Origin of the sequence: Streptomyces sp. NPDC005931, from assembly GCF_042871235.1 — a bacterium.
Classification (GTDB): domain Bacteria; phylum Actinomycetota; class Actinomycetes; order Streptomycetales; family Streptomycetaceae; genus Streptomyces.
In genome coordinates, this window is sequence record NZ_JBIAIG010000008.1 from 282664 (window position 1) to 309122 (window position 26459).

Sequence of the window (26459 nt, forward strand, 5' to 3'; positions counted from 1 at the left end):
GATGAACAGTGGGGTGACGAGGCCCGCCGCCACAGCTTGGCCGACCTGCCCCGGACTCGCCCAGGCGCGGACCTCGTCCGTGCCCTCGGATCCGTCATGTGACCGTCCCGCCCGCGTTGCGGATCAGCCGCTGGAGCACCTTGACCGTGGTGACGTAGTGGACGTCGTCGATGCCCTCGTGGAGGGCGGCGCGGATCGCGGGTGCGTTGCGTGCGAGGTCGGCGCGGGCCTGTTCCCCCACCTCGGTAAGCCACAACCGGTCCTCGGCGTCCCGGGTCAGCCAGCCGCGCTCCAGGAGCACCTCGGCCTCCGCCGCCAGATCGTCCTCGGGGCGGATGTAGGAGGCCATTGCCTCCCGCAGCTCGGACAGGGTCATCCCCTCCCCGTCGGGTGAGATGTCGTTCACCGACAGGTTGCGCAGCAGCCAGAACTGGGGCTGGGTATAGCCCTTTTCAGCCTGCTGGGCCCGGGTGTACGCGATGAGTGCCTCGTAGGCCAAACCAGTCCAGTACGCGGCGGGCTGTCCGGCGAGTTCGGAGTCGGAGATCTGCCGGGTCGTCATGGGATGTCCTCCTGGCACTTCGGTGGGTTCCTGCACTCCGTGCAGGTCATGCCGAGACCGTAAGACTTCACGTGCGATTGAGGGCAAGCGCGCGACCTACCTTCCGGTGCCGGTGGCGCGACGACAAGAAGTCCCCGCACGGGAGAAGTTGATCAGGCCGTGGAGCGGCCGCGGCGTGGTGGTTCGGGCTTCCGGTCAAGGAGGATCCGAGTACGGTCTCCCGGATTGCGCAGGCTGCGGCCGCCCTGCGTGGGCCGGGGCCGACCTCGCAGCGCCCCCTTGTGGACCGGTTGAAGGGCTCCCAGCTGCAGAGCTCACCGGGACTGCTTCACGGGCCGGTCCTCCAAGGAGCCCACCGGAGCGGAATGCACTCCCGTTGTCCCCCTCTTCCCGTCGTCCGGCAGCATCCGGGGCAGCAGTGGGCCGACGAGCGCTGTTGTCGTCACAGCCATCACCACCATCAGTGAGTACAGCGTCCCGTCCAGCAGGCCCAGTTCCAGGCCCACGCCGAGCACGACCAGCTCGGTGACGCCGCGGGTGTTCAGCAGGACGCCGAGCGCGTACGCATGCCGACGGTCGTAGCCCCCGAGACGCGCCCCGAGGTACGCGCCGAGGACCTTACCGGCCACGGCCACCACGAGGATGGCGGCCAGGGTGCCGATGTCTGCGGCGTCCAGCTGCGAGAGATCGACCTTGAGCCCTGCCAGCACGAAATACACGGGCAGCAGGAGCAGCCCGCACAGCGGCTCCATCCGCTGCAGGGCGAGGTCGCGCAGGCCGCCGTCGCCGCCCTTCGGCATGATGGCGCCGAACAGGAATGCTCCGAAGATGTAGTGCAGGCCCAGCCACTCGGTGCAGGCTGCCGAAAGCAGGAGCCCGACCAGCACCAGAGCGAGGAAGTTCCTGCCCTCGCCGGAGCCGCTGGAATCCGTGCCCTGAGCCTTCTTGCGCCGGCTCGCCTCGCTCGCCCTGCGGAGCAGGGGGCGGACCACAGCGATCATCAGGGCGACATACGGCACCAGCAGCGCGAGACGCCGGTCGAGGCCCTGCCCCGTGGCCACGGCCACGGCCACCGCCAGCAGGATCCAGGCCAGCAGATCGGTGATCGCCGCACACGTCAGGGCGGTGGCGCCGAGCCGGGTGCGGGTCAGCCCGCGGTCGGCGATGATCCTCGCGAGTACGGGGAACGCCGTCACGGCCATCGCGACCGCGAAGAACAGCACGAATCCCGCTCGCGAGCCCTGGTGGTGAGAGTCCGTCAGCATCCACGCGAGCGCAGCACCCAGAGCGAGCGGCAACAGCGCCGAGAACATGGTCGCCCACAGGGTGACCCGGCCCCCTCCGCGCAGGATGCCGAGATCGATCTCCATCCCGACAGCGAACATGAACAGTGCGAGGCCCACGCCGGCGAGCGCGCTCAGCAGGGGCCGCACCTCGGCAGGGAAGAGGACCCCCGTGAGGTGTGCGCCGAGCAGGGTGGGCCCCAGCAGAATGCCGACGAGTATCTCGCCGACCACCGCCGGCTGCCCCAACGCCCGCGCGGCCACTCCCAGGAGGCGCGCAAGGCCGACGATCAGAGCCAGGTCCAGGAGGAGATAGAGCGTCTGCGACGGCGTCACCGGGAGGGATTCTCCTCGGCGTCCGACGGGCGGTCGGTGGCCGGACGGGGACCGGAAGCCCCGTCCTCGCCGGGCAGGACGACGAGCGCGGTGCCGTTGGTCAGGTCGATGCGCGTTCGCGGCGGGGCGCCGTCACCCTGCTCGTCGCGCTGCAGTTCCTGCCGCTGCTGCTGCTTGATCTCGACCAGCTTGTTGCCGTTGAAGATCAGGTTGAACTCGTCGAACGCGGAGCCGGTCAAGGGGCGCCGTGAACTGCCGCCGCGCCGGAAGAGGATGGTGCGCTTGAAGAAGCGACGCAGGACCAACTCCGACCCGCAGCAGATGAACAGCAGCAACGCGAGCCCAGGGAGAACAGCCTGGCTCCACATACCTGTCATCGGATAAGCCTCCCGTCGAAGGTTCGAGGCTATCTGCCGGCTGGGGACGGTCCCAGCGGGATTCGCTGTCCCGTTTCGTCCGGTGCCGTCTCGGACCTTGCACGGCAAGTCGACACAGCGGAGTCTCCAGGGGAGATCAGCGCCTGCGCAGCCCGAGGAGATTCGATGATCCCGCTTTCGCACGCACAGCAGCGACTGTGGTTCCTCAACCGGTTGGAAGGGCCCAATGCCACCTACAACATGCCGGCCGTGCTCCGGCTGACGGGTGAGCTCGACCGGACCGCACTCGTCGCGGCGCTGCAGGACCTCATCGACCGGCATGAGCCACTACGCACGGTGTTCGTCAGTCGTGACGACGTGCCTCACCAGCGGATCCTCGACCCGGGCTCGGCTCGCCCGGAGGTGGCCGTCACCGAGGTCACGCCGGAGGAGCTGGACGGCCAACTCGCCGAGCTGGCAGGCCGTGCCTTCGATCTGGCGACGGACATACCGATCCGGGCGCGGCTGTTCGCCCTGTCCGACCGTGAGCATGTGCTCGCCCTGGTCATTCATCACATCGCTGCGGACGGCTGGTCGATGGCCCCGCTCGCCCGTGACCTCACCGCGGCGTACGAGGCCCGCCGTACCGGGCGGACGCCCGATTGGCCGGAGCTGCCGGTCCAGTACGCGGACTACACCCTGTGGCAGCAGGAGCTGCTCGCCGGCGAGGACGACCCGGAATCGCTGATCAGCGAGCAGATCGAGTACTGGCGCAAGACGCTGGCCGGGCTGCCCGACGAGCTGCGGCTGCCGGTGGACCGGCAGCGCCCGGCCACGCCCGGCAACCGGGGCGGCAACGTGCCGTTCCAGGTGAGTGCTCAGCTGCACCGGAGGCTGTCCGAGCTGGCCGCGGGGTCGGACGCCAGCCTGTACATGGTGGTGCAGGCGGGACTGGCCGCACTGCTGAGCCGCATGGGCGCCGGCTCGGACATCCCCCTCGGTTCGCCCATCGCCGGCCGTACCGAGGAAGGGCTGGACGAGCTGGTCGGCTTCTTCGTCAACACCCTGGTGATGCGCCTCGACACCTCCGGCGACCCCTCGTTCCGCGAACTCGTCGCACGGTCCAGGGAGACGGCTCTGGGGGCGTATGCGAACCAGGAGCTGCCGTTCGAGCGGCTCGTCGAGATCCTCCGGCCGGACCGGTCCCTGGGCCGGCATCCGCTGTTCCAGGTGATGCTGGCGTTCCAGAACAACACGTTGCCGCAGCTGCGGCTGCCGGGGCTGGTCGTGGAGGGCGAGCAGCTGTACACCGACACCTCCAAGTTCGACTTGGCGTTCAGCATGGGTGAGCAGTTCGACGGCGACGGCCGGCCCGCGGGTCTCGGCGGCACGATCGAGTACGCCACCGACCTGTTCGACCACCGGACCGCTCAGCAGCTGGGCGCTCGCCTGACCCTCGTCCTCGAGGCGATGACCGCCGACCCCGACCAGCGGGTCGACGCCCTGGACGTGCTGCTGCCCGGCGAGCGGCAGCGGATCCTCGACACCTGGAACCGGACCGAGCGCGAGGTTCCCGCGGCCGGGTTCGCGGCGCTGTTCCAGTCTCGGGCCGCCGCGGCCCCGGACGCCGTCGCGCTGGTCACCGAGTCGGCCACCCTGACCTACGGCGAGCTCAACACCGCCGCCAACCGCCTGGCCCGGCTGCTCACCGAGCGCGGTGCGGGCCCGGGGCAGCTGGTGGCGCTGGCTCTGCCGCGGTCGGCGGAGTTGGTGACGGCCATGCTCGCGGTGGCCAAGGCCGGGGCCGCCTATGTGCCGGTCGACCCCGGCTACCCGGCAGAGCGCATCGCGTTCATGATGGCCGACTCCCGCCCGGTGCTGACGGTGACGACCGAGGCGCTGGCCGGGCGGTTGCCGGCCGACAGCCCGCTGCTGACACTGGACGACGAGGGCACCGGCGCCGAACTGGCCCGGTACGGCGGGGACGACCCGCCGTCGAGCCGGACGCTCGACAGCCCGCTCTACGTGATCTACACCTCGGGGTCCACCGGGCGGCCCAAGGGCGTGGTCGTGACGGACAGCGGTGTGGCCAGCATGGCCCGCAGCCAGCGCGAGCGCCTGGGCGCGGGGCCCGACAGCCGGGTGCTGCAGTTCTCCTCGCCCAGCTTCGACGTCGCGTTCTGGGACTGCTGCATGGCGCTGCTGAACGGCGGCACGCTGTTCCTGCGGTCGTCCGAACGGCTCATGCCAGGCCAGGAGCTCGCCGAGTTCATCCGTGACCAGCGCCTCACGCACTTCACCATGCCGCCGTCCGTGCTCGCGGCGATGCCCTCGGGCGTCCTGCCGGCCGGTGTGACCGTGTCGGTGGCGGGCGAGGCGTGCCCCGGCGCACTCGTGGAGCGGTGGGCACCGGGCAACCGGATGTTCAACGCCTACGGTCCGACCGAGACGACCGTCATCGCGACCATGAGCGAGGAGCTGTCCGGCCCGGTCGGCCCCCCGATCGGCAGGCCGGTCGACAACACCCGGGTCTACGTGCTGGACGAGGCCCTGCGCCCGCTGCCGACGGGTGTGGTGGGCGAGCTGTACGTCGCGGGTGCGAGCCTGGCCGCCGGCTACCTGCGCCGGCCGGGGCTCACCGCGGAGCGGTTCGTGGCCTGCCCGTTCGGCGGTTCCGGGGAGCGGATGTACCGCACTGGGGACCTCGCGCGCCTGCGGGCCGACGGGCAGGTCGACTACGTCGGCCGGGCCGACGCCCAGGTGAAGATCCGTGGCTTCCGGATCGAGCCGGGTGAGGTGGAGTCCGTACTGGTGCGGCATCCCGGAGTGCGGCAGGCCGCTGTGCTGGCGCGGGAGGACCGTCCCGGGGACCGGCAGCTCGCCGCGTACCTCGTCCCGGAGGGGGACGACGCCGACCGCGACCAGGCGGCGGAGCGGCAGCAGCTCGGCAACTGGCAGGCCACCTACGACGCCCACCACGAGGGCCTGTCCGGCGGGCTGGGCGAGGACTTCTCCGGCTGGAACAGCAGCTACACAGGGCAGCCGATCCCCCTCACGGAGATGCGGCGGTGGCGGGACGCCACCGTGGAACGGGTGCGGGAGCTGGGTCCCCGACGGGTGCTGGAGATCGGCGTGGGCAGCGGCCTGCTCCTCGCGCCACTGGCGCCGGAGTGCGAGGCCTACTGGGGCACCGACATCTCCGAGGTCGTCATCGACCGGGTCCGCGCCCAGCTCGCGGAGCGGCCCGAGCTGGACGGCCGGGTCGAACTGCGGGCCCAGCCGGCGCACGTCTTCGACGGCCTGCCCACCGGGTACTTCGACACCGTCGTCCTGAACTCCGTCATCCAGTACTTCCCCAGTGCCGACTATCTGACCGACGTGCTCACCCGGGCCCTCGACCTGGTCGTCCCCGGTGGGAACGTCTTCGTCGGCGACGTCCGCAACCTGCGGCTCCACCGCGCCCTGCGCGCCTCCGTCGAACTGCTCGCGACCGACGCCGCGGTCCGGGACGTCGCCGAGGTGCGCAAGACGGTCGACCTCGCCCTGGCGCGGGAGACGGAACTGCTCGTGGACCCGGACTACTTCAGCGGCCTGGCTGCCGCCGCCGACCTGTCGATCAAGCCCGGCACGGACCACAACGAGCTCACCGGCCACCGCTACGACGTCACGCTGCGCACCGCGCCGCAGCCGGAGCCGGTCGCCGTACGGGAGCTTGTCTGGGGGCGGGACGCCGCCGACACGGACGCGCTGCGCACGGCGCTGGCGGCCCGGCCGGACGGGCTGCGGGTCACCGGCGTCCCCAACCGCAGGATCGCCGGCGAGCTGGCGGCCGTGCGGGCGCTCGAGACCGAGGACCTGGCGGCCGCGCTGGCCGCCCTGACGGACGACGCGTCCGAACTCCCGGAGCCGGCCGAGTTCACCGCCCTGGGCGACGAGGCCGGTTACCGGACCACGGTGACCTGGGCCGGCGGCGACCGCTCGGGCGGCACTCTGGACGTGGTGTTCAGCGCACCCGGGACGGTGCAGGTCGGATACCGCCCCGGTGGGCCGCCGGCCGCCGGCGGGGCCGCCCACACCAACGCCCCGGCCGCCGTGCTGGCCTCGGACGCGCTGGTCGAGTCGGTGCGCGAGCACCTGCGGCGCGCGGTGCCGGACTACCTGGTGCCCACTGCGTTCGTCGTGCTGGACCGGATGCCGCTGACCCCGAACGGCAAGCTGGACCGGCGGGCGCTGCCGGCGCCGGCGATGCTCGGACAGACCTCCGGCCGGGGCCCGCGCGACGACCGCGAGGCCACCCTGTGCCGGATCTTCGCCGAGGTGCTCGGCCTCCCCCGGGTCGGCATCGACGACGGGTTCTTCCACCTGGGCGGCCACTCGCTGCTGGCGACCCGGCTGGTCTCCCGGATACGGGCCGCCCTGGGCGTCGACCTGGCCATCCGGGACCTGTTCCTGGCGCCGACGGTGGCCGAGCTCGGTGCCGTCCTGGACAGGGCCGAAGCCACTCGGCGGCCGCCGATCGTGCGGCAGCGGCGTCCGGAGCGCACACCACTGTCGCCCGCTCAGCAGCGGCTGTGGTTCCTCAGCCGGCTGGAGGACGGGAGCGCCACGTACAACATGCCGATCGCGGTGCGGCTCACGGGCGCACTGGACCGCGCGGCGCTCGCCGCCGCACTTCAGGACGTGTCGGACCGGCACGAATCGCTGCGCACCCGCTACCCGGACGTCGACGGCACCCCGTACCAGTACATCGTCCCCCCGGAACACGCCGTGGTCGAGCTGGAGGTCGTCGAGACCACCGAGGCGGAACTGGCCGCGCGGATCGCCGGCGCCTGCGGTCACGTCTTCGACCTGGCAGAAGAACTCCCCCTGCGGGCCCATCTGTTCGCGCTGTCGGCAGAAGACCACGTGCTGGTCCTGATGCTGCACCACATCGCCGGGGACGGCTGGTCCATGGGGCCGCTGACCCGTGACCTCACCCACGCCTACGCCGCCCACCGCGCCGGCCGCGGGCCGCGGTGGGCACCGCTGCCCGTGCAGTACGCGGACTACGCGCTGTGGCAGCGAGAGCTGCTGGGCCGCGAGGACGATCCGGACAGCCTGATCAGCCGCCAGATCTCGTTCTGGCGTGCAGCACTGGCCGACCTGCCCGAGGACCTGCGGCTGCCCGGCAGCCGGCCGCGCGGCGCCGGCAGCGAGTATCACGGGGCCACACTGTCGTTCCGGATCGATCCGACGACTCACCGGCGCATGGCCGCCCTGGCCGCCGCTTCCGGTACGAGCCTGTACATGGTCAGTCAGGCCGGGCTCGCCGCCCTGCTCACACGGCTCGGCTGCGGCACCGACATCCCCCTCGGCACGCCGGTCGCCGGACGGACCGACCCGGCACTCGACGACCTCATCGGCGACTTCCTCAACACGTTGGTGCTGCGCACCGACACGGGCGGCAATCCCACCTGGCACGAGCTGCTCGGCCGGATCAGCGAGACCAATCTCAGCGCGTACGCGAACCAGGACGTGCCGATCGAGCGGCTCGTCGAGATCCTCAACCCGGACCGCTCGGCGGGCCGACTGCCCCTGTTCCAGGTCCTGCTGTCACTGCACGAGGCCCCGCCGCAGCCGGAGTTCCCCGGCCTGACCGTCCGCGCCGAACCGGTCGAGCGGATCGTGCAGAACAAGTTCGACCTCGCCGTCCATCTGCGCGAGACCGTCACCGAGGACGGATCCCCGGGCGGCCTGGAAGGCATGGTCGAGTACTCGACCGACCTGTTCGACGCTGCGGACGTCGAGCGGCTGACGGATCGTCTGGCGCGGCTGCTCGCCGCGATGGCCGCCGACCCCGGGCAGCGGATAGGCGAAGCCGAGCTGCTCGACCGAGCCGAGCACGAACAGGTCGTACGGGACTGGAACGCCACCGCTCACGAGGTGCCGCGCGCCACTCTGCCCGAGCTTTTCGCCCAGCAGGCGGCGCGCACCCCCGACCGCACGGCGGTGGTGTTCGAGGACACCGAGCTGACCTACGCGGAGCTGGATCTGCGTGCGGGCCGGCTCGCACGGCTGCTCGCCGAGCGCGGTGCCGCACCGGAGAGCTGTGTCGCGGTGCTGCTGCCGCGCTCCGAGAACCTGGTCGTCACCCTGCTGGCGGTCCTCAGGACCGGCGCCGCCTACCTGCCGGTCGATCCCGGGTATCCCGCCGAGCGCATCCAGTACCTGCTCGACGACGCCCGGCCCGCGCTCGTGCTCACCGAGGACCACCCGGTCTTCGACGAGGTGCCCGCGGGTGAGGCGTTCGCGGCCGACCCGGGGACCGTCCTTCCGGAGCATCCCGCGTACGTGATCTACACCTCCGGGTCCACGGGAGCGCCCAAGGGCGTGGTGGTGTCCCATGCGAGCATCGTCAACCGGCTGGCGTGGATGCAGGACCGTTACCGGCTCGACGCCACGGACCGGGTGCTGCAGAAGACCCCCGCCGGATTCGACGTGTCCGTCTGGGAGTTCTTCTGGCCGCTGCTCAACGGCGCGACCCTGGTGGTGGCGAGGCCCGGTGGACACCAGGACCCGGCGTACCTGGCCCGGCTGATGCGCGAACAGCGGATCACCACGGCGCACTTCGTGCCGTCGATGCTGGCCGTGTTCGTCGCGGAGCCCGCCGCGGCCGAGCTGCCGGATCTGCGGCGGCTGATCAGCAGCGGTGAGGCGCTGCCTGCCGAGCTGGCCGCGCGGGCCGACGCGACGATCGCGGCCGGCCTGCACAACCTGTACGGGCCGACCGAGGCGGCGGTGGACGTGACCGCCTGGGCGTACCGGAGCGAGCCGGGTGCGGTGTCGGTGCCGATCGGCAGCCCGGTGTGGAACACCGCCCTGTACGTGCTCGACTCCACGCTGCGCCCGGTCCCGCCGGGGGTCGCCGGCGAGCTGTACATCGCCGGTGCTCAGCTGGCCCGCGGCTATCTGCACCGCCCGGCCCTGACCGCGGCGCGGTTCGTGGCCTGCCCGTTCGGCGGCTTCGGGGAGCGGATGTACCGCACCGGCGACGTGGTGGCCTGGCGGAGCGACGGGCAGCTGGAGTTCCTCGGTCGCGGCGACGACCAGGTCAAGGTGCGCGGCTTCCGGGTCGAGCCCGCCGAGATCGAGGCGGCGCTGGTCCGGCACGAGTGCGTGGGGCACGCCGTTGTCGTAGCACGCGCGGACGCGTCCGACGACACGCGGTTGTTCGCCTATGTCGTCCCGGCCGGCGCGGACCGTCCCCAGCCGGCGGCGCTGCGCGAGTTCCTCGGCGGCCTGCTGCCGGAGCATCTGATCCCGGCCTCCTTCGTCGTCCTGGACGAACTGCCGCTGACCCCCAACGGCAAGCTGGACCGGCGGGCGCTGCCCGCCCCCGACCACGCGGGCCGAAAGGCCGGGCGCGGGCCGCGCAACCAGCGCGAGGAGACGCTCTGCCGGATCTTCGCGGACATCCTCGGCCTGCCCGGCGTGGGCATCGACGAAGGGTTCTTCGACCTCGGTGGCCACTCCCTGATGGCGACCCGGCTGATCTCCCTGGTGCGGGTCGCGTTCGGGGTCGATCTGGCGATCCGGGACCTGTTCGCGACCCAGACGGTGGCCGGGCTCGTGCAGATCCTCGACCGGTCCGATGGCAGCCGGCGGCAGCCGGTCGTGCGGGGGCCGCGCCCGGAGCGGGTGCCGCTGTCGCACGCCCAGCAGCGGTTGTGGTTCCTCAACCGTCTGGAGGGCTCGAACGCCGCCTACAACCTGCCCATGGCGGCCCGGCTGACCGGCTCACTGGACCACCGGGCGCTGGCCGCCGCCGTCGCCGACGTCACCGTCCGGCACGAGACGCTGCGCACGATCTTCCCCGAGACGGACGGCGTTCCGCACCAGCGGATCCTCCCCCCGGACGAGGTGCGTCCGGACTTCGCGGTGAGCGAGACCGGCCGGGGCGAGCTGGCCGCGGCGATCGCCGAGATCGCCGAGCGGGACTTCGATCTGCGCACCGACCTGCCGCTGCGGGTCAGGGTGCTCACGGTGTCCCCGACCGAGCACGTGCTCGTGCTGGTCCTCCATCACGTGGCCGGTGACGGCTGGTCGCTGGTCCCGCTGGCCCGCGATCTGAGCGGTGCGTACGCGGACCGCTGCGCCGGCCGGGCGCCGGAGTGGACCGAACTGCCCGTGCAGTACGTGGACTACGCGCTGTGGCAGCGTGACCTGCTGGGCCGCACGGACGACCCGGACAGCGTCGTCAGCGAGCAGGTCGCCTACTGGCGGAAGGCGCTGGCCGGGATTCCGGACGAGCTGCCGCTGCCGGTGGACCGGCCGCGGCCGAAGACCCCGAGCTACGCGGGCGGCAGTGTCGCCTTCGGTTACGGGCCGGAGCTGCACGCCCGGATCAACAAGCTGGCCGTCGACTGCAACGCGACGGCGTTCATGGTGGTCCAGACGGCGCTCGCCGCGCTGCTGACCCGCCTCGGGGCCGGCACCGACATCCCCGTCGGCTCACCCATCGCCGGCCGTACCGACGAAGCGCTCGACGACCTCGTCGGGTTCTTCGTCAACACGCTGGTGCTGCGCACCGACACCAGCGGTGATCCGACGTTCCGCGACATCATCGGCAGGGTGCGGGAGGCCAACCTCAACGCGTACGCGCACCAGGACCTTCCGTTCGAGTACCTGGTCGAGGCGGTCAACCCGGACCGGTCCGCGGCCCGGCACCCGCTGTTCCAGGTGATGTTCGCCTTCCAGAACACCAGGGACACCGAGCTGCGGCTGCCCGGCCTCACCGCCGAGGCGCTCGAAGTCGGCACCGACGCCACCATGTTCGACCTGTCGGTCCATCTGGAGGCCCGCTATCACGCGGACGGCCGGGAGGGCGGTGCCCGTGGCGCGCTGATCTACAGCAGTGATCTGTTCGACAGGGAGACCGTGGCGGCGATCGCCGACCGCCTGCTGCTGATGCTGGAGGCCGTCACCAGCGATCCGGAGCAGCGGATCAGCCAGGTGGAGCTGCTCGAGGCGGACGAGCGGCAGCGGATCCTGCAGGAGTGGAACGGCGGCAGCGCACCGGTCCCGTCGGTCACCCTGCCCGAGCTGTTCGCCGCGTCCGCCGCCCGCGACGGCGCCGCCACGGCGGTGCGCGCGGGGGGCCGGCGGCTGAGCTACGACGCGTTGCGGACGTCCGCGAACCGGCTTGCGCGGCTGCTGGTCGCCCACGGCTGCGGCCCCGAGCAGCGGGTCGCACTCGCCCTGCCGAGGGACGAGCGGCTGCCGCTCGCGATGTGGGCGGTGCTGAACTCCGGAGCCGCGTACGTGCCGATCGACCCCGGCCATCCGGCCGAGCGGGTGCGCCATCTGGTCGAGGACGCCCGCCCGGTGCTGGCGGTGACGGACCGTGCAGGCGCGGAGGTACTGCCCGACGGTCTGCCGCGCATCGTGCTCGACGACCCGGTGACCGAGACCGCGCTCGCCGCGCTCGAGGGCGGCGACCTCACCGACGCGGACCGGTCGGCGCCGCTGCGCCCCGACGACGCGGCCTACGTGATCTACACCTCCGGATCGACCGGGCGGCCCAAGGGCGTGGTGGTCGCGCACCGCGCAGTGGCGAATCTGTCGGCGTGGGCGGGACAGGCCTTCTCCGCGGACGTGTTCGCCGCCGCGCTGGCCTCCACCTCGGCCACCTTCGACGTGTCGGTGTCGGACATGATCCTTCCGCTGCTGCACGGCGGCAGCATCGAGGTGGTGCGCGACGTGCTCGCTCTGGCCGACGAGGAACGCCCCACGGCGAGCCTGGTCTGCACGGCGCCGTCCGCGATGTCGGCCGCCCTCGCCACCGGCGGCCGGCTGCGGATCGGCACCGTCGTCCTGGTGGGTGAGGCGGTCACGCCGCGGCTGGTGCACGACCTGCGGGCCGCCGCCCCGGGTGTGCGGATCGCGAACCTGTACGGCCCGACGGAGGCCTGCGTCTACGCCACCGAGTGGTACGACGACGGCAACGCCGCCGGAGTGGCGCCGATCGGCCGGGCACTCACCAACTACCGCACCTATGTGCTGGACGACGGTATGAACCCCGTTCCCCCCGGTGTCACCGGTGAGCTGTACCTCGCCGGGGCCGGTCTCGCCCGGGGCTACTTCGGACGGCCCGGCATGACCGCCGAACGCTTCGTCGCCTGCCCGTTCGGCGGCGCCGGGGAACGCATGTACCGCACCGGCGACGTGGTGCGCTGGCGCTCGGACGGGCAGCTGGAGTTCATCGGGCGGGTCGACGACCAGGTCAAGATCCGTGGTCAGCGGGCGGAGCCCGGTGAGACCGAGGCCGTACTCGCCCGGCACGAGAGCGTCGCCCAGGTCGCGGTGATTCCCCGGCGTGACCAGCAGGGGGACACCACGCTGGTCGCGTATGCCGTGGCCGCCGACGGCCACGAGGTGCGGCCGGCCGAGCTGATCGAGTCCGCCCGCCGTGAGCTGCCGGGCCATCTGGTCCCGTCGGCGGTCGTGGCGTTGGAGCGGCTGCCGCTGACGGCCAGCGGAAAGCTGGACCGGCGGATGCTGCCGGCGCCGGGGACCGAACAGCGCGTCGGCGGACGCGGACCGCGCGACGCCCGGGAGCAGGCGCTGTGCGACCTGTTCGCCGCGGTGATCGGGGTGCCGACGGTGGGAATCGACGACAGCTTCTTCGAGCTGGGCGGGCACTCTCTGCTCGCCACCCGGCTCGTGGCGAAGGCGCGGGAACGGCTCGGCATCGAGCTCGCCGTGCGGACCCTGTTCGAAGCGCCGACCGTGGCGGAGCTGGCCGGACGACTCGACGCGAGCGGCCCGGCCCGCCCCGGTGCGGACTCGCTCCAGGTCCTGCTGCCGCTGCGCACCGAAGGCAGCCGCCCCCCGCTGTTCTGCGTGCATCCGGCGACCGGGATCGGCTGGGTGTACGCGGGCCTGCTGGGGCAGCTCGACAAGGAGCAGCCGCTCTACACGCTCCAGGCCCGAGGTCTGGACGGGGAGGGCGGGTACGCCACCTCGATCGACGAGATGGCCGCCGACTACCTCGCGCACATGCGCGCGGTGCAGCCGCACGGGCCGTATCAGCTGCTCGGCTGGTCGTCCGGCGGCGCGGTGGCCCACGCCATCGCCGGGCTGCTGCGCGACCAGGGTGACGAGGTGGGCCTGCTGGCGATGCTCGACACCACGGTTCCCGGTCCCGACTACACGGATCCGGACACCGACGTGCTGTTCCAGGCGTTGCGCTATGTCGGCCTGGAACTGCCGCAGGAGCCGGGGCAGGAGCTCGACTACGGCCGGGTGCACGCGTTCCTTCGCGAGATCGACCACCCGCTGGCCGGTGTGGGCGAACGCAGCCTGGCCGCACTGCCGGAGATCCTCGGCCGGCAGACCGCGATGCTGAAAGATCCGTTCGGCCGTGCGGTCGACACCGACCTGCTGTTCTTCACCGCGAGGCGGACCCATCCCGATGAGCCGGACTTCGCACGGCGCTGGCAGCCCTTGATCACGGGGCGGATCACCGAGATCGAGATCGACTGCGAACACAATCAGATGACGGAACCGAAGGTCTTGCCGCACATCGCCTCGGCCCTGCGGGCACGGCTCTCGGCAACCGATCGGTGAGGCACGCCGAATGGGCGGGAGGACCGGCCCCAAGTTTGCTTTGCAATTCAATGTAACGTTCAACTTCCCGCCCATAGCAGGCAGTTGTCGATCGCGTACCCCGAGTAGGTGCTCGCCAGGACGCTTGCATCACCCGATGCTGCTGGGAAAGAATTAGTACGGTCGCGGGGTTTAACCGATGCGGTTGCAAAACGGGGGTTGTGAGTTGCGGTTCAGTGCGTCGCGATGGTGGGGATATCTCGCGGCCGGTTGGGCGACAGCGTTCGCCGGTCTGCATTTCTTCTGGGCCCTCGGCGGGGAAGTGGGCCTGGACGTCTCGTCGGGCGAGCGCCTCGCCTCCGAGCGGCCGGCCTGGTTCGTTGCCGGAGGTCTCTGGGGTGTCGGCCTGGCCTGCCTGGTCGGCGCCGCGGTGGCGCTCGGGCTGCGGCGGCGCGGTGTGCGCGGGCGCCGGTGGCGTGCGCTCCGGTGGCTCGGCGTCGGGATCGCCGCGCTGCTGCTGACCCGGGGGCTTCTTGTCGAGGTGCTGCTCATCGCCGGGGTGTCCGCCGTCGGTGAGATCAGTGCCGCGCAGAAGTTCTGGACGCTCGCACTGTGGAACCCCTGGTTCATCCTCGGCGGTGTGCTGTTCGGGCTGGCCGCGCACGGCTTCGGCCAGGACTTGACGGCCCGGGCGGCAGAGGAGGCCCGCAGTGGTTCACTGACCAGGTGACACACTTTCACATTGCGTAAAAAATCCGGTGATACGGGGGAGTGATGTCCCGGATGACAAGTGACAACGCAACAGATTTCGTGCGGCAGCTACGGGAACTACGGCTGAGTGTCGGCCAGCCTTCCATGCGCCGTCTGCAACAGTTGGGAGGACAGACCAGAGCAGCCAACGGCGACGAGGTGGACGCGCTGCCACGGAGTACGGTCTCGACGGTCCTGCGGGGAAACAAGCTGCCGCGATCGGAGTTCGTCTCCGCGTTCGTGACGGCCTGCCTGATGTACGGCGGCCAGCCCCCGGAGAAGGTGGCGGAGGCGACCGAACGCTGGCTGGCCCAGTGGCGAGTGCTGTATGCGGCAGAGGCCGGGGAAGGCGCGGAGGAGGAGGATTCCCCGGGCGGCCCGGCCGCCGAGGCGCCGAGGTCGGGGATCGTGCCCCGCCACCTCCCGCTCGACGTGAGGTTCCTGGCCGGTCGCGGCCGTGCGCTCAAGGCCGCCGACGAGCTCGTCCGGCGGCACAACAGCAGCGTGTTCCTCGTGTCGGGACCGGTCGGCGTGGGGAAGTCCGCGTTCGCGATCCGGTGGGCACACCGCATGGCCGGCGACTTTCCGGACGGCCAGCTGTATGTCGATCTGCGGAGCGCCCACGGGCCGCTGGACACCGAGCACGCCCTGGGCGTGCTGCTCGGAGGCCTGGGTGTGCCCGAGGACGACTGCCCGGCGGATCCATGGCGGCGGGTCGAGCTGTATCGGTCGCTGATCGCCCACCGCAGAATGCTGGTCGTCCTCGACAACGCCAGTGACACCGACCAGGTGCGTCCGCTGCTGGCGACCGGAGAGCACTGTCGGACGGTCGTCACCAGCCGCAACCGGATGTCGGGACTGGTGGCCAGGGAGGCCGCGCGCCGGCTGACGCTGGAGGTGCTCAGCCCGGAGGCGGCATGCGCGGTGCTGAGCGCCGTCATCGACGCGAAGCACCTGGTGAACGCACGTGCCGACCTGGAGGAACTGGCTCGGCTGTGCGGGTATCTGCCGCTCGTGCTGCGGTTGGCCGCCGTGAGGTTCGCCGACCGCCCCGGACAGGGCTTCGCACACTTCGTGCGCAGCATGCGCGATGACAGTCAGTTGCTCGCCCTGGCGCTCGACGGCGACCGCGGCGGCATCCGTGCCGAACTGGAGTTCTCCTATCGCCGACTCGGTCTTGAGGCGAAACGGTACTTCCGGGAGATCGGTCTCGTCGACGACGCCGGGTTCACGCTCGAGAGGGGGGCGGCGCTCGCCGGGATACCGCTCGCCGAGGCCGACCGGCTGACCAGGGTGCTGGAGTCCGAGCACCTCGTGGCGGAGGTCGGCCGGCGCAGGTTCACCATGCATCGCATACTGCAGGTGTTCGCGCGGACCAAGGCGAAGGAGCATGCGGCGGCCTGCGAGCCCCGCACACTAGCGGCCGCGTGAAGCGGTCGGCGCCGGGACAGCGGACGCCGTACCGGCGACCACGGCCGACGGGCGGGCGACGGCGATCAGGGATCCGACGGTCAGGATCACCTGGTCACCGACCCGGCTCTCGCCGGTCATGAACGCGCCGTCGTCCAGCAGCCGTTCGACATGCACGCGGTGCCGGATCACGTCGCCGGGGAACGCGGAACCGGTGAACTCGCAGTTCCGCAGCCGGCCGACCATCGGCAGGCCGTCCCCGGCGGCGTTCGGGCCGCCGCCGGGGCTGCCGAGCCAGAGCAGCGCCGCGGACTGCCCGAACGATTCGAGAACCATGGACCGGGGATAGGCGTACCGCTCGGCCGGGAGGTCGTCGGCCATGCCCTGGTAGCACGGCTCGCTGCCGGTCACCGCCTTGGCGGTCTCGATGGTGCGGCGGTGCTCGAAGCCGACGACCCGGTCCACCAGCACCATCGGGTGCCGGACCGGGAGGAGCGCGAGCAACTGCGCGTACCCGGAGTTCATGAGGTCCCTCCCCGGACGAGTTCGACGGTCATCTTCGCGACCTGGGTGTCGTCGGCGCGACGGCAGTCGAGGGCGGCCCGCAGAGCGCCCGGACGTCCCGTCGACACCCGGATCAGCAGCCGGAGTTCGTCGCCCTCGAGCATCGGCCTGAGCACCCGTGCCGAGTCGAGCGTGCCCAGTTCGAGCCAGGTCTCCTGCGCCGAGCCGTCAAGGCCGAGGTGTCCGGCGAGCGCGGGGGAGCGGGAGAGCTCGGAACCGACCGCCTGCCGGATGCCGTCGAGCAGGAAGATCGCCGGATAGAGGGTGACCCCCGGGAAGTGCCCCCCGAGATAGGGATCGGTGGACCGCACCACCTTCACCGCCTCGATCAGCAGCTCGTCCGCCTCGGCGCGGGACGAGATCCGGTCGGCGCCGTCGACCGGCCGGGCGTAGTGCCGCCGCCCACTCACAGGAACCACACGCCGGCGTAATCGCCCCAGCGGGCGGTCATGCGTGCGGAGTCCACCCGGGTGACACCGGGAATCAGGGGGGCAGCCTCCAGGCCGAAGGCCGCAAGGCCCGGCTCGTCGACGTAGACCGCCGCTCCCTTGTCCACCAGCGCGCGAACGGATCGGCGGGGATCCGCGAGGGTGTTCAGCACCGTCGGTCCCACCCGAAGCGCGGGCGGCGGAGCGGCGCCGTCCAGCGCGGCGGTCACGCTCGTTCCCCGCAGCACCACGTCCATCCCGCCGAGCTGGTCGCCGAGCATCTCGACGCCGTAGAGCGCGTCGAAGAACTGTGCCTCGGCGCTGCCGCGATAACCGCGGTCGATGATGACCAGGTAGGCCATCTACGCACCTCCGATGTAGACGGTCCGGCGGGCGGCGGAGATCGTCGCCGCCAGCCGGGCGTCGGAGCGCAGCCGGACCTCGGCGATGTGGTTCCGGGCGCCCCGCTCCGCGCTGCACGCCGTGCAGACGATCCAGCTGAACCGGCCCTTGTACGTGGTGAGCAGGCCCCGGATCAGTGCGCCGGCCGTCGGAGCCGGCGTCTTCGGGTCGCGCAGGTCGGCGGGTTTGGTCTCGCCCAACGAGGCCTGCGTCAGCATCGTGTTGTACCCGCACGCCCAGACCCGGATGGTGTGCTCCCGGTCCAGTACGGCCTGGGCCAGCCGGAGCACGGTGGTCAGGGTGTCGGTCGTGTGGGGTGGTGCGGTGAGGACGACCAGCACGTCCCACATGCGGCGTTCGACGGGTGCGGCCATGGTCAGTGCCACACCACCCGGGTACCGGGCTCCAGCAGCCAGTCGGCCACGTCGCCCATGCCGGTGGTCCGCACGCCGGGCGTCAGCGGCGCGGCGTGCAAGGCCCGGTGGACGAGGGTGAACTCATCGGCCCAGACCTGCCCGCCGGCTCCGAGGAAGCGCGGCAGTGCGGGGCTTGCCCCGGCGATCCCGAGCGCGACAGCGTCTGCGGCGAGGAACAGGCGCACCCGCTCACCGGCGTCGGCCAGTGCGGCGGCGTCGGCCAGGAACCGCTCCGCGGTCGCGCCGGACTGGGTGGCGACGAGCAGGTACCGCTCGGCCGGGTGGTCCTGGGTCACGCCGGCTTCCGCAGCTTCCGGGCCAGCAGCGCGGAGATGTCCGGCAGGGTCCGCACGTCCCCGATCTCATGCGACTCGATCTTGACCCGGTAGTGGCGCTCCAAGGTGACGGCCAGCTCCATCGCCAGCAGAGAATCGACGCCGAGGTCGCGGACGAAGTCGATCTCCGGCGTGATCGACCCGGCGTCGACCTCCAGCACATCGGCGATCATTTCGCACAACTCGTCGATGTCGAGGGCGGTTTCAGCAGTCATGGGGGTTCCCTTCCGTTGTTCGTCTCCGCGACGGTCGCGGCGTCAGCCGCAGCCGCCCGCATGGCCGGCGTCCCCGCCGGCCGGGATCGGCTCGGGGACCAGGCCCGCTTCGTCCAGCCAGGTGAGCTCGGCGTCCGGTCTGGGCTGCTCGCCCCGGACCTTCGCGACATAGGCGCGCAACCGGTCGGTGCCGAAGTACTTGTCGTGGCCGTGGATGAAGAAGGGGACGCCGAACAGGCCGTCCTTGTAGGAGCGGATCAGTGCCTCGGCGCCCCGGCGCCTGAGCTCGGGGTCGTCCGAGGCGCCGGCGACCAGGGCGGGGTCCAGGCCGAGTTCGGCGGCGAGCTCGGCGATCACGGTCCGGTCGGTGATGTCCCGGCTCTGCTGCCAGCGGGCGCGGTAGACCAGCGCCACGTACTCCCGGCCCAGGCCGGCGTCCTCGGCCACCAGGTAACCGAGGTGGGCGATCTCCCAGTTCGGGGCGCGATCCACCGGCCAGGTCACGGTGAGTCCGCGGGCCTCGGCCAGGCGGCGGGCGTCCTGGAGGATGTAGAAGTTCTTCGCGCGGGACATCTCCACGATCGGCAGCTGGACGCCTTCCTTCTCCAGCAGCGCCTGGGTCTCTTCGTCCGGTTCCCAGAACGGGATCCACTCGATGGCGTCCGCCACGTCGGAGTAGCGGTCGATCAGGTCGCGATACGCGAACCACGAGTACGGGCTGCGCAGCGAGAAGTACCAGCGGGGTGGTTTCCTGGCCATGTCCTCACGGCCTCCTTTCCGGCGGGGCGCTCACAGCGAGATGCCGCCGTCGATCTCCAGTACCGTGCCGGTGATGAAGGCCGCGTGGGGCGAGACCAGGAACGACACCAGGTCCGCCACCTCCTCGGCCCGGCCCGTCCGGCGCAGCGCCGTCCGCTCGACGGCCTCCTTGACGGCTGCTGCCGGGAGTGCCGCGGTCATGTCGGTGTCGATGAACCCGGGGGCGACCACGTTCGCGCGGATGCCGTACGGGCCGACCTCCTTGGCCAGCGACCGGGTGAAACCGATCGTCCCGGCCTTGGCGGCCGCGTAGTTGGTCTGCCGGGCGTGGCCCTGCACGCCGGCGACCGAGGACAGATTGGCGATCACCCCTGACCGGCGCTTCATCATCTCGAAGATCGCCGCGCGGCAGACGTTGAACATGCCGTCGAGGTTGATGTCGAGGACGGTGCGCCAGTCCTCGTCCGCCATCAGCACCAGCGCGCTGTCTCTGGTCACTCCCGCGGAGGTCACCACGGCGCCGATCGGCCCGAGATCGTGCTCCGTGCCGCGCACCCACGCCCGCACGGCGTCGGCGTCCGCCACGTCGACCCGGGTGGCGACCGCTCGCCCGCCCAGCTCGGCGACCTCCTTCTCCAGCTCCCGGGCCGGCTCCTCACCGCTGACGTAGCAGAACGCGACGTCGTAGCCGTCCTGGGCCAGGCGGCGCACGACGGCTCGGCCGATGCCGCGGGACCCGCCGCTCACCAGAGCGACCGGTGACGAAGTCTCAGACATGGGTACTCCCTGGTTCCTCCGGGATGCGCAAAACAGCACAGCCGAGCACGTTGTCGGGGTCGGCGGACAGCACCGCGGCGAGTCGCCCGCGGGCGGCCGGATCCTGTTCGGCCGCGGCCAGCACCGACCCGATCTGGAACGGGGCCGCCGCGGCTCCGGCGTCTCCCCAGGCCTCCTCCCCGGGCAGCGTCAGCGGTGCGTGCCCGTCGAGGCGGACCTCGCCCTGTCCGACCGCGGGGGACACGGCCCACAGGTCCGCTTCCGTGGCTCCGGCCCGGGCCAGGGCGCTGGAGAGACACTTCGCCAGCGCCGCGTCCTGCTCACCGTCGCGGAACACCCCGAGGGTGACGCCGAGGACCTCGGCGAGCACCTGCTCACCCGCCGGCGCGGCGGGTTCCAGCAGCAGCAGCGAGCAGCCCTCGCCGAGCGCGGTCGACCGGTTCGGACCGTCGGCCAGGTGTCTCAGCCGGCCGCGGTCCGGGGTGAGCTCCTCCGCACCACCGCACAGCACCGTGCGCGCGCGGCCGGAACGGAGCAGCCGCAGGGCGTAGCGCAGCGCGAACAGCCCGGCTGCTCTGCCGCCCGCGACGGTCGTGTTGGGCCCCTTGAGGTTGTGCCGGATGGCGCACTGCGCGGCGGAGCTGTTCATGATGGCGTTGGGGATCCGGGGCGTGTCGATGTGGAACGGCCTCGCCCGGGTGTGCGTGTCGCGGGTGATGTCCATCATGCTCGTGCTGCTCCCCGCGGTGGTCCCGAGCACGAGTGCCGCCCGCTCCCCGGCCGCCCTCTCACGGTGGCGGCTGCCCGTGCCGAGCAGCTCGCCGGTCGCGGCGGCGGCCAGGGCCGAGACCCGGTCCATGGACCGGGTGCCCTTGCGCCCCAGCACCTCCTCGACGACGAAGCCCGGTACCGGCGCGACCCGCTGCCGCGGGACGGGCCACTCCTCCAGCCGGGTCACCGCGGACGTCCCCGCCGCCACGCCCGCCGCGAAGGCCTCCCGCCCCAGGCCGAAGGGCGAGACCGCGGACCAGGCGGTGATGACCGGTGCCGTCACGCCCCCTCACCGGGCAGGCCCTTGAGGCAGCGATCGATCCGGTCGTCCCAGGAGACGACCCGCGCCTCGTTGCCGTTCTCGACGATGCCGTAGCCGTGCGTGATCTCGCCCGTGGCCACCTGGAGCAGCCGGCCGTCCCGTACGACGTAGCAGTCCATGCGTGCGGTGTAGAGCAGGTTCTTGAAGACGCTCTCGACCGTGTAGACGGTGTACAGCTCTTCCTCGAGCAGGGCCTCGCCCAGAATCTCGATCCTGGAGTGGGTCACCGCCGGAATCCAGTTGCGCTCGGCCAGCTGTGCCCCGATGGAGATGCCGCGGGCGTCGACGAAGCGGTGCTTGGCCTCCTCCATCTGACGGAGATAGGCCGACATGTGCATCCGGCTGAAGAAGTGCACGTACGGATAGGGGACGCGGAACTTCCAGCCGTAGCCGTTGCGGCCGGCCAGGAGCTGGTCGAGCACGGGATCCCGGTCGACCGAGCCACCGGACGGCAGCCGGTCCCCGCCGGTGGCGGGGACCGCCTCGCCGGGTTCCGGAGTGCCCAGCGCGGTCACGGTGAAGCGGTCGAGCGCCTCGGGGGCCGGTACCCGGCCCGGCAGCCGCCGGTCGTCCTCGTCCCGGCGCAGCACGGCCGCCGCCGAGGCGGTGACGATCTTCTTCGGCGTGCCGTCGCGCGGGACGGTGATCGCCACCTTGAACCGGAACGCCGTGTCGCCGTCGCCGGTCACCGGCTTCACCTCGAGCGCGGCCTCGTCGTCCACGAACAGACCGCCGCGCAGCCGGGCCTCCAGCTCGGTGAGGTCGAAGCCCAGGCCGTACTTCTCGTACAGCCCGCCGACCGGCAGCCCCTGCCGCCGGAAGTGCTCGATCACCGCCTTTTCGACGAGGTAGTTGACGTGCTTGAAGCCGATGTACGTGCCGATGTTGGCGCCCTCGTATCCGGGCGTGAGGGAGACGGTGGTGGTCTCCGTGAGCACGTTCTTGACCGCGGTGTCGATGTCAGTCATCAGATTCGCTCCACTAGCGTTGAACGGGGCCGCTCCCCGGCCGGTTCGGAGATGGCTGCAAAACGGCGCAGGAAACCGCCGAGCACCTCGGCGAACCGCTCCGGCTGCTCGGCCATCGGAAAGTGCCCGGCGTCCTCGATGGTGTGCAGGGTCGCCGAGGGCATCCGGGCCACCAGGGCCCGTGCCTCCGCGGTCGACGCGATCCGGTCCTGGGCCCCGGATACGACCAGCACGGGCGTTGGCACCTCCGTGGTCCGCAGCCACGGCGTGCGCAGGTACAGCTCGAAGAACCGTGACCAGCCGTAGGGGCCGATCGTCTCGCACAGCCGCTCCGCCAGGGCACGGTGCAGCTCCGGCTTCGACCGGTGACCGGCCGCCACCCGGATGCCTTCCTCCATCGTGCGGACGAACTGCTCCGGCAGGCCCGTCATCGTGTCCCAGCCGAAGTCCTGGGGCCGGGGCCTGAAGAAGGGGGACACCAGGACCATCCCCTTGAGCCGGTGCCCGGTGTGCGCGGTCGCACCGCAGGCCAGGTCGAGCAGCAGCATCGCGGAGAAGGAGTGCGCCACCACGACATCGGCCGGGCCCACGGTGCTCGCCAGCTCGTCCAGCGTCTCGGCGAGCCACGAGGCGGACTCCGCGCGGTGGGCCCAGTCGGGCGGTCCGGTGCCTCGCCAGGGCAGTTCGGCCGTGTGGATCTCGGCTCGGCGCAGCGCCTCGCGCCGCGGTGCGAACAGCCGGGCCCACACGGTGCTGCTGTCCGCCATGCCGTGCAGCAGCAGCACCCGAGGCCCGGCTCCGTCGCTGATCGTGCGCTGCTGGAGCAGAACGGGCGGGATGCCGACGGGCGGGGATGCCGATGTCACGCGTGGCCCACCCCGTCTCCGGTCACCGCGCCGCCCGGCGCGCTCAGGACGAGCCCGGCGACGGCGTCGTCGGCGTCCGTGCCGGCCACCGCGTACGCCGGGCCTCGGCCGCCGGCGGCGAAGTGGCCCACCGCGGCCGCACACTGGAGGACTCCCAGGGCGCCCGAGGCCGGGCCCCAGCGGTCCTCGAGGTCGTGCCGGGGCACGTCGGCGAGGACATCCGTCGCGTGCCGCGGCCCGAACCAGACGCCGGGGGCACCGCCGAGCGCGGACAGGCAGCCGGCCAGTTGGCCGGTGCGGACGTAGCCGCCCAGTTCCGCCAGGACCGGGGCGCCGCGGGAGGCCGCGGCCGCCGGCGTATCCAGCACCAGCGCCGCGGCGCCGTCGAGCGGACGGTCGTGCCCGGTGAGGCGGCGGACGACGTCGTTGGCCGGCTCGGCGCCCACCACCAGGACATGCCGGGCGCGCCCGCCCGACAGCAACACCATGGCCCAGTGCACCGCGTCGAGACCGGACGTCGGCCCGTTGCACACCATGAGGTTCGGGCCGCGCAGCCCGAACCTGATCGCGATCTCGGAGGCGGTGACATTGCTCGACAGCCGCGGCGCGTACACCGGGCTGAGGAGTCTGGTGCCGCCGTCGGCGGCGATCGTGGTGGCGATCTCGCACACCGAGTCAAGATTGCCGAAGTTCGAGCTGACGACGACCGCGACGGACTCGGCGGGCACCAACAGCTCGGCGGCGACGGCCGGCGCACCGCCTGTGGTGGTCAGCCGCGCGTCGCCGGTCATCAGCCCGGCGGCGTTCAGCGCGTCCCGGGCGGCGCACAGCGCGAGCCGGGTCGCCTGATCCAGATAGCGCAGGCCCTTCTTGCCGATCCGGGCCGCCGGATCGACCGGCGCCGCGCCGGAGGCGTTGCGCGTGGTGAGGTCGGTGGGGTCGAGCGCGCCGGGCACGGCCAGGCCGACACCGGTGACAAGGTGGCTCATCGTCGACCGGCCACGACAGCGACTGCGTTGATCCCGCCGAAGCCGAACGCGTTGACCTGGGCCAGCGCCAGGTCCGCCGGCGCGGCCGTGTGCCGCACGATGTGGAACTCCTCGGCCTCCTCGATCGGTTCGTCCAGGCCGAGCGTCGGCGGGACCAGCCCGTTCGTCATGGCTCTCAGCGCGACGATCAGACTGTGCAGTCCGGAGGCCCCGGAGGTGTGACCGGTCATCGACTTCATCGCCGTCATCAGTGTCTTCTCCGGGGCTGGACCGAACACCGCCCGCAGCGCGCGGGCTTCGGCGGCGTCGTTGGCGTGGGTTCCGGTGCCGTGCAGCATGACCAGGCCGACGTCCTCCGGTGTGATGCCGGCCCGGCGGTGCGCGTCGCGGATCGCGGCGGCGATGCTTCCGGCATCCGGGGCGGTGGTGTGATGGGCGTCGCAGTTGACGGCGACGCCGCGCACCCAGCCGAGGCCGGGGCGGCCCGGTTCCTCGGAGCGGCGCAGCACCACGGCCGAGGCGCCTTCGCCGAGGATCGTGCCCATGCGTTTGCGGTCGAAGGGGCGCACCGTGTCGGGAGCCACCGACTGCAGCCGGTCGGCGATCCCCACCATGGACTCGGTGATGGCGTCGACTCCGGCTACGACCACCGTCTCGGCGCCGGCGGTCAGCAGATCGCAGCCCATGGACAGCGCGTAGAGCGAGGCGGAGCAGGCGTTCGACAGGGTGTGGGTCATGGTCGCGCCGAAGCGCTCCCGCAGCGCCGTGCCGAAGTGCAACTGCCCAGCGGACAGAGGAGCGTTGCCGCGGGCCCACAGCTCGACCGAGCGCAGCTCCCGCAGCCCCGTGCCGACCAGGACCGGGATGTCCCCCAGCGGCTCGTCCAGCCCGGCCTCGGCCAGTGCCTGCGCGATCGCCTCGAGGAGGAAGGCGGTGGCCCGGCCCGGGACGTCGTCGGCGCCGCGGTCGTCGATCTCGTACAACCGGTCGCCGGCGTAGTACGAACGATCGAAGCCTCGCATCGGATGCAGGCCGGACGTGCCCCTGCACAGGGCGTCGAAGATCTCGGCCGGGGATCGTCCGATGGCGGCCACCGCGCCGGTTCCGGCGATCGGCCGGCTTGCCTGCTCGCTCAACGGGACTCCTCGTACCGGCCCAGGACCACGACCGCGTTGTTGCCCCCGAAGCCGAGACCGTTGTTCTGCACGATCCGCAGGTCGGCCTCGACGGCGTGATTGGGAACGCAGTCGATCCGGCACTCCGGGTCGGTGCGGTTGTGGTTGATGGTCGGAGGGACGAACCGGTGGGTGATCGCCAGCGCGCAGGCGATCGCGGCCAGCGCGCTGGCCGCGCCCATGGTGTGCCCGAGCATCGACTTGACCGACACCGTGCGCGGCGGCCGGTCGCCGTAGATCTCCCGGATCGCCTGGGACTCGATGACGTCGTTGGCCCTGGTTCCCGTGCCGTGCGCCGAGATGAGGTCCACCTCGTGCGGTTCGATCCCCGCGTTCTCCAGCGCGAGCTCCATCACCCGGGCCACGCTGGAGCGGTCCGGCGCGACCTGGTGGTAGGCGTCGCAGTTGAGGCCGTAGCCGAGCACCTCGGCGTAGATCCGGGCCCCGCGGGCGAGCGCCGACTCCAGGTCCTCCAGCACCAGTACGCCGGCGCCCTCGCCGGTGAGGATGCCCTTGCGATCGATGTCGAAGGGGCGGCACAGATCGGGGGCGATGGTGCCGAGCCGGTAGAAACCGGCGAAGGTCTTGCGGCACATGGCGTCCGCTCCGCCGCAGAGAGCGATGTCGGCGTCCCCGGAGCGAACCGTGTCGTAGCCGTAGCCGATGGCGTAGTTCCCGGCGGCGCAGGCCGTCGGGATGGTCACCGCCTCCACGTCCGACAGCCCGAGCTCCAGGGCGACGGCGGAGGACAGCCGGGCCGCCCCGAGACGGCCCGCGACATCCGGGTCCATGGCCGCGGGGCCGTGTGCCAGCTCCGTCTCCACCAGTTCGTCGAGGTCGCGCGACTCGCCGTCGGTGGTGCCGATGGAGATCACGCAGGGCCTCTCGCGCAGCGTCTCGAGGTCCAGCCCGGCGTCCTCGACGGCCATCCGCGCCGCCGACACCGAGAACCGGCTCGCCGGGCCCAGTGAGTCGACGGGAAGGTGCTGGATCCAGCTCTCCGCGTCGAATGCGCCGAGCCCGCAGCCGGTGGAGTGGTCGAAGCCGGCGGTGTCGAACGCGGTGATCGGCCCCGCGCCGCTGCGTCCGGCCCGCAGGCCGGCGGTGAACTCCCCGACCCCGGTTCCGATGCTCGACAGCACTCCGAGCCCGGTCAGGACCACCCGCCTGTCAGGTGACGCCATCAGCT

Annotated in this window: 20 protein-coding genes; 3 read left to right on the forward strand and 17 right to left on the reverse strand. The window is 71.9% G+C overall.

The features are described from left to right. Nucleotides 1–94: 94 nt before the first annotated feature. From ACFYOV_RS20795 to ACFYOV_RS20805, 3 genes are all read right to left on the reverse strand, one after another. Nucleotides 95–562, reverse strand: a complete 468-nt coding sequence (locus tag ACFYOV_RS20795) for a MarR family transcriptional regulator (protein WP_389089602.1) — start codon at nucleotides 560–562, stop codon at nucleotides 95–97. 314 nt (nucleotides 563–876) lie between these two features. Then, a complete protein-coding gene (locus ACFYOV_RS20800; protein WP_389089603.1) occupies nucleotides 877–2181 on the reverse strand; it encodes a cation:proton antiporter in 1305 nt (434 codons plus the stop codon). Continuing rightward, complete coding sequence (locus ACFYOV_RS20805) at nucleotides 2178–2558, reverse strand: DUF6191 domain-containing protein (RefSeq protein WP_389089605.1); 381 nt, start codon at nucleotides 2556–2558, stop codon at nucleotides 2178–2180. Before ACFYOV_RS20805 ends, ACFYOV_RS20800 begins: the two co-directional genes overlap by 4 nt. 165 nt (nucleotides 2559–2723) lie before the next feature. Here ACFYOV_RS20805 and ACFYOV_RS20810 point away from each other — a divergent pair, with 165 nt between their 5' ends. The 3 genes from ACFYOV_RS20810 to ACFYOV_RS20820 all read left to right on the forward strand — a co-directional run bounded on the left by ACFYOV_RS20810 (nucleotide 2724) and on the right by ACFYOV_RS20820 (nucleotide 16304). Beyond that, on the forward strand, nucleotides 2724–14144 hold the full coding sequence (locus tag ACFYOV_RS20810) for an amino acid adenylation domain-containing protein (protein ID WP_389089606.1): 11421 nt from the start codon (nucleotides 2724–2726) through the stop codon (nucleotides 14142–14144). Between the two features lie 178 nt (nucleotides 14145–14322). Then, nucleotides 14323–14853: a DUF3995 domain-containing protein gene (locus ACFYOV_RS20815; RefSeq protein WP_389089608.1), complete on the forward strand. Its 531-nt coding sequence runs from the start codon at nucleotides 14323–14325 to the stop codon at nucleotides 14851–14853. A 53-nt stretch (nucleotides 14854–14906) separates the two neighbouring features. Next, on the forward strand, nucleotides 14907–16304 hold the full coding sequence (locus tag ACFYOV_RS20820; RefSeq protein ID WP_389089609.1) for an NB-ARC domain-containing protein: 1398 nt from the start codon (nucleotides 14907–14909) through the stop codon (nucleotides 16302–16304). Here the strand turns inward: ACFYOV_RS20820 and ACFYOV_RS20825 are convergent. Genes ACFYOV_RS20825 through ACFYOV_RS20890 form a run of 14 tightly spaced genes read right to left on the reverse strand, consistent with a single transcriptional unit; the run spans nucleotide 16290 to nucleotide 26454 of the window. Then, the gene (locus ACFYOV_RS20825; RefSeq protein ID WP_389089611.1) at nucleotides 16290–16808 is read right to left on the reverse strand and encodes a 3-hydroxyacyl-ACP dehydratase FabZ family protein; all 519 of its coding nucleotides are present in this window, start codon (nucleotides 16806–16808) and stop codon (nucleotides 16290–16292) included. The genes ACFYOV_RS20820 and ACFYOV_RS20825 overlap by 15 nt on opposite strands. Beyond that, nucleotides 16805–17266: a hypothetical protein gene (locus ACFYOV_RS20830; protein WP_389089612.1), complete on the reverse strand. Its 462-nt coding sequence runs from the start codon at nucleotides 17264–17266 to the stop codon at nucleotides 16805–16807. Before ACFYOV_RS20830 ends, ACFYOV_RS20825 begins: the two co-directional genes overlap by 4 nt. Then, nucleotides 17254–17637 (reverse strand): hypothetical protein, encoded by a 384-nt coding sequence (locus ACFYOV_RS20835; protein WP_389089613.1) that lies wholly within the window; start codon nucleotides 17635–17637, stop codon nucleotides 17254–17256. The genes ACFYOV_RS20830 and ACFYOV_RS20835 overlap by 13 nt, the downstream gene beginning before the upstream one ends. Further along, a complete protein-coding gene (locus ACFYOV_RS20840) occupies nucleotides 17638–18063 on the reverse strand; it encodes a DsrE family protein (RefSeq protein WP_389089615.1) in 426 nt (141 codons plus the stop codon). Continuing rightward, nucleotides 18054–18389: a hypothetical protein gene (locus ACFYOV_RS20845; RefSeq protein WP_389089616.1), complete on the reverse strand. Its 336-nt coding sequence runs from the start codon at nucleotides 18387–18389 to the stop codon at nucleotides 18054–18056. The genes ACFYOV_RS20840 and ACFYOV_RS20845 overlap by 10 nt, the downstream gene beginning before the upstream one ends. Further along, nucleotides 18386–18643 carry an acyl carrier protein gene (locus tag ACFYOV_RS20850; protein WP_389089617.1) on the reverse strand — a complete coding sequence of 86 codons (258 nt, stop codon included), beginning with the start codon at nucleotides 18641–18643 and terminating at the stop codon, nucleotides 18386–18388. The genes ACFYOV_RS20845 and ACFYOV_RS20850 overlap by 4 nt, the downstream gene beginning before the upstream one ends. 42 nt (nucleotides 18644–18685) lie before the next feature. Continuing rightward, the gene (locus ACFYOV_RS20855) at nucleotides 18686–19402 is read right to left on the reverse strand and encodes a 2-hydroxychromene-2-carboxylate isomerase (protein ID WP_389089619.1); all 717 of its coding nucleotides are present in this window, start codon (nucleotides 19400–19402) and stop codon (nucleotides 18686–18688) included. Nucleotides 19403–19432: 30 nt separating this feature from the next. Continuing rightward, nucleotides 19433–20179 carry a 3-oxoacyl-ACP reductase FabG gene (gene fabG / locus ACFYOV_RS20860; protein ID WP_389089620.1) on the reverse strand — a complete coding sequence of 249 codons (747 nt, stop codon included), beginning with the start codon at nucleotides 20177–20179 and terminating at the stop codon, nucleotides 19433–19435. Further along, entirely contained in the window at nucleotides 20172–21233 is a 1062-nt protein-coding gene (locus ACFYOV_RS20865) for a beta-ketoacyl synthase N-terminal-like domain-containing protein (RefSeq protein WP_389089622.1), read from the reverse strand. Before ACFYOV_RS20865 ends, fabG begins: the two co-directional genes overlap by 8 nt. Next, a complete protein-coding gene (locus tag ACFYOV_RS20870) occupies nucleotides 21230–22240 on the reverse strand; it encodes a hypothetical protein (RefSeq protein ID WP_389089623.1) in 1011 nt (336 codons plus the stop codon). Before ACFYOV_RS20870 ends, ACFYOV_RS20865 begins: the two co-directional genes overlap by 4 nt. Continuing rightward, nucleotides 22240–23106, reverse strand: coding sequence for an alpha/beta fold hydrolase (locus ACFYOV_RS20875; RefSeq protein WP_389089625.1), 867 nt, complete (start codon nucleotides 23104–23106; stop codon nucleotides 22240–22242). The genes ACFYOV_RS20870 and ACFYOV_RS20875 overlap by 1 nt, the downstream gene beginning before the upstream one ends. Continuing rightward, on the reverse strand, nucleotides 23103–24095 hold the full coding sequence (locus tag ACFYOV_RS20880; protein ID WP_389089626.1) for a beta-ketoacyl synthase N-terminal-like domain-containing protein: 993 nt from the start codon (nucleotides 24093–24095) through the stop codon (nucleotides 23103–23105). Before ACFYOV_RS20880 ends, ACFYOV_RS20875 begins: the two co-directional genes overlap by 4 nt. Further along, a complete protein-coding gene (locus ACFYOV_RS20885) occupies nucleotides 24092–25231 on the reverse strand; it encodes a beta-ketoacyl synthase N-terminal-like domain-containing protein (RefSeq protein ID WP_389089628.1) in 1140 nt (379 codons plus the stop codon). The genes ACFYOV_RS20880 and ACFYOV_RS20885 overlap by 4 nt, the downstream gene beginning before the upstream one ends. After that, nucleotides 25228–26454, reverse strand: a complete 1227-nt coding sequence (locus ACFYOV_RS20890) for a beta-ketoacyl-[acyl-carrier-protein] synthase family protein (RefSeq protein WP_389089629.1) — start codon at nucleotides 26452–26454, stop codon at nucleotides 25228–25230. The genes ACFYOV_RS20885 and ACFYOV_RS20890 overlap by 4 nt, the downstream gene beginning before the upstream one ends. Nucleotides 26455–26459 lie beyond the last annotated feature (5 nt).